Origin of the sequence: Nocardia sp. NPDC060220 (assembly GCF_042727815.1) — a bacterium.
Lineage (GTDB): Bacteria > Actinomycetota > Actinomycetes > Mycobacteriales > Mycobacteriaceae > Nocardia.
Genome location: NZ_JBHWZY010000723.1, coordinates 1 through 3,593, shown reverse-complemented (window position 1 = coordinate 3,593; position 3,593 = coordinate 1). Strand labels below are relative to the sequence as shown.

The 3,593-nt window shown below is 66.6% G+C and carries 2 protein-coding genes and 1 pseudogene; 2 read left to right on the top strand and 1 reads right to left on the bottom strand.

Annotation, left to right across the window (positions count from 1 at the left end; translation table 11 throughout):
* Positions 1–206, bottom strand: a 206-nt coding sequence (locus ACFWF3_RS28460; RefSeq protein WP_379316557.1) for a hypothetical protein, incomplete at its 3' end; no start/stop codon positions are given.
* 245 nt (positions 207–451) lie between these two features.
* Between ACFWF3_RS28460 and ACFWF3_RS28455 the strand changes: the two genes are divergently transcribed.
* Positions 452–2,413, top strand: a complete 1,962-nt coding sequence (locus ACFWF3_RS28455; RefSeq protein ID WP_379316555.1) for a UvrD-helicase domain-containing protein — start codon at positions 452–454, stop codon at positions 2,411–2,413.
* A gap of 18 nt (positions 2,414–2,431) precedes the next feature.
* Positions 2,432–3,593: pseudogene (locus ACFWF3_RS28450) on the top strand (hypothetical protein); the annotation flags it as partial.

The window sequence follows — 3,593 nt, the reverse complement described above, 5'->3', positions numbered from 1 at the left end:
GGGCGCCAGGGCGGTGCCGGGGTGACGAAGCGCGGCGCGTCCATCGGGGCGCTTTCGTCCTGGGCCAGCGGAACGAACTGCAGCGCGACGATTTCGGATAATGCCGCGGACGCGGCGGCTGGTGTAGTCGGCGAATCGACGCTCCCGCACCCGGTTACACCGGCCAGAACGGCCAAGACGGCGACAGGTGCCAGATGACGTTGCATGAACAGAATCCCCTCGTACGGAAGCGAACCGGACAGCTTGGCACGACGGAGCACACGGCTGGAAATACGTCGATCGCATGACCGCGGTCGGGCCGAGGCTCGCGGCAGTGCAACAGATCAGCAGGCAAGCCCGCCCCCAGCGCGGGCGCCGATCCACATGCCTGCACAGCCGATGTCAACTATGTTGGTACTCAACGCATTACGGCTCCATCAGCTGTGCGGAGCCGGCATCCGGAGGGGGATCGATGCCGAATATTCATCGCGAGCGGGTAGCACGGTGGGCGGAGCGCACACTCGCCGAACAGCGACAGTTGACACCGGGGCAGCGTCGGTTCCTGGCAGGGCTGCTCACTGTGCGTGGCTGGCATCTGCTCGTGGACAGCGGTTCGCCCGTGCCCGATCGGATCGCGGCGTACGCGCTGGGGCGCACGGGGGTATTCGCACTCGTGTTCACCGAAGCGCTGCCCAGCTCGGCCGAGGTCCTGAAGATCCGCGGCGAGGCCGAACGGACCTTCGCCAGGCTCGTTGTCGGCGGGGCCCAATTCGTACCGCATTCCGTCGATGTCGTGCTGCTCATGCCGCGCGGCGCGCGGGCTACCTCGGACGGCCGCTATCTCGTCGTCGACGAGGCGGGTTTCGTCGAGACGCTGGCCCGTCGTGAGAAGCGGATGCGCGCTGAACGGGTCAGCGAGCTCGCGGCGACCGCTGCGGAGAAGCTCCCCACGCATCGCTACCTCTGTGCCGACGATGCCCCCGAGGCCGAAACCATCGACGCCGGTAGCCTATTCGACCAGGACGACCTCCGCGAGGACGCGAGATCCTCCGCGCTTGCCAGACCGTTCAGCGACTGGATGACGTTCCTCGACCCCGATCAGGTGCCGCTCGTCCACGCCACCTTCACCGGCCCTGCCCGGTTCAGCGGTCCGGCGGGCACCGGAAAGTCGGTCGTCGCGTTGCAGCGCATGGCGCACTTCGCCAAGCGCAACCCTGGGAGACTGCTCTTCACGACATTCGTCAAGAGCCTGCCCGCCTACCATGAGCGAGGCTTCGCGCAGATCGCGCCACACGCCGCCGGGCGCGCCGAGTTCACCGGGCTGCATGCGTGGGCGATGGCGTTCCTGGACCGCCGTGATGTCGCATTCCGGTTGAACGACAAAGCCGTCGATGCCGCGTTCGCCAAGTCGTGGCAAGGTGCCCGCGGCGTGTTGGGGCGGGTCGAGGGCACCGACCACGGCTACTGGCAGGACGAGATCAATCGGGTCATCAAGGGCCGCGGGATCACCGATCTGGAGTCGTACAAGCGCGTGCAGCGGGTGGGTCGCGAGGGAATCAGCCTGCGGTCGACCCGCCGTCAATTCGTCTGGGAGCACTGGTATCAGCCCTACCAGGAAGTCCTGGACGCGCGGCATGCTCACGACTTCAACGATGTCATCTCCCTCGCCGTCGACGAACTTCGAGCCCGCCCGCTCGACAGCACCGAGGCGTACGCCATGGTCGTCGTCGACGAAGTGCAGGACTTCACACTTCGGCAACTGCAGCTGGTGCACCAGATAGCGGGCGGCGGCCCCGACGCACAGCTGCTGCTGGTCGGCGACGGACAGCAGCAGGTCTACGCCGGGGGTTGCACCCTGTCCGAGGCCGGGATCCCGCTCGCCGGTGGGCGTGGTCGCGTGCTGCGGAAAAACTACCGCAATCGTGAAGCGGTGCTGCGGTATTCACAACGTATCGAGGCGGGCAACACCGTCGATGATCTCGATGGCGGGGCCGGCGTCATCCTTCGTGACAGCGATCCCACGCTGCCGGACGGTCGGGCAGCCGACGTTCACATCCCCCGTCGCGACATCGACGGGCTACTCCCCCGCGCGCTCCGTGACGCACATCTGCCGCCGGGGGCCGAGATCGCCGTGATCGTCAACTGGCCGAGCGAGGTCACGCGATACCTGCGGGTGCTGCGCCGAGCGGACATCAAGGCTGTCTCGCTGGAGAACTACGACGGCTCGCAGGTCGAACCGGTCAAAGTCGGCACGGTACGCCGCGCGAAAGGGATGGACTTCGCCGCCGTCTTTCATATCACCGAGGAACCACCGACCGACCTGGACGCGCTGTCCGGCGGCGCCAGGGACCGAGCCGAGATGCTCGCCAGACAGCTACTCGTCGCCACCAGCCGCGCCCGCGACTATCTCTGGGTCGCCTACCTGTCGGACTGAACTGGGAGGATCAGAACTGTGTACGACAACCCGCGCGCGTGGCTCATCCGGTCTGGCCGCGACGGCCAGCGCGAACACCGCGCACTCGACGAGGGCCTGGCCATCATCGGCTGGGACGAAATGGGCGACCTCAGCCGCTATCGAACCTGGGAAGATCTCAAGGCAGCACTGCGCGAGAAGTATCCCCTCGCTACCCCCAATGTGGTCGGCAACTGGGCTGGGCAACTCTGGAAATCCGGCACCGAGATCGCGAACGACGACCTGGTTGTCATGCCACTGAAGCTGCAAACCGGCTATGTCGCGATCGGGCGGGTGGTCGGCCAGTACGAGTATCGCGAGGCCGAGCCCGAGGAATTCCGCCAGGTCAGGAAGGTCGACTGGCTGCGAACCGACATCGTGTGGGAGGCGTTGCGGCCCGACCTGCGCGCCAGTCTCGGCTCGTTGCTCACCGTCTGCGGAATCCACCGCAATCATGCGGCCGCTCGCATCGCCCATCTGGCCGAGTTCGGGACGGATCCCGGATTCGACAGTGACGAGGTGGCCACCGATTCGGTCCAGCTGCTCGCCGAGGCGAGTTCCCATGCTGCGGGCAATCCCCGTCAACTCACCATCCGCAGTCTGCTCGAGCACTGGCAGTTCGAGCGGCGTACCGCGGCGGCGATCGAGGTGATCAAATCCGCCCTCGCCGAGAACGGGCTCACCACCCGGCCGCCGTTCACCGAGGGTGCGCTCAGCGACATCGTCACCATCGTGCCACTCGATGCCGAGCCCGACACGGTCGCCGATCTCGCGGCGGACAGTGAAGTCCGGCAACGGGATTCCAGCGCGGTGGAGAACGTCTCCGACCCGGAACCGATGACCCGTCGGCTGGGGGATCTGCCCGCGACGCTGAAGTCGGTGCCCTCGCATGTGAACCTGACCGTCGCGAAGACGACGATGGTGCGTCATCAGTTCTCGCAACTCGCCGTCATCGATCAGGACGGGACCTATCACGGCGCGATCACCTGGGAATCGATCGGCCGAGCCCATATCTCCGGTGACCACCCGACCCTGGCCGAGGCGACCGTGCCCGCCGTCGTCGTCGACCACGACGCTCCGCTGCTCGACCAGATCGACGCCATCTACGACAACGGATTCATCTTCGTGCGCAGCCCTGACCGCGCGCGCGTGACAGGCATCC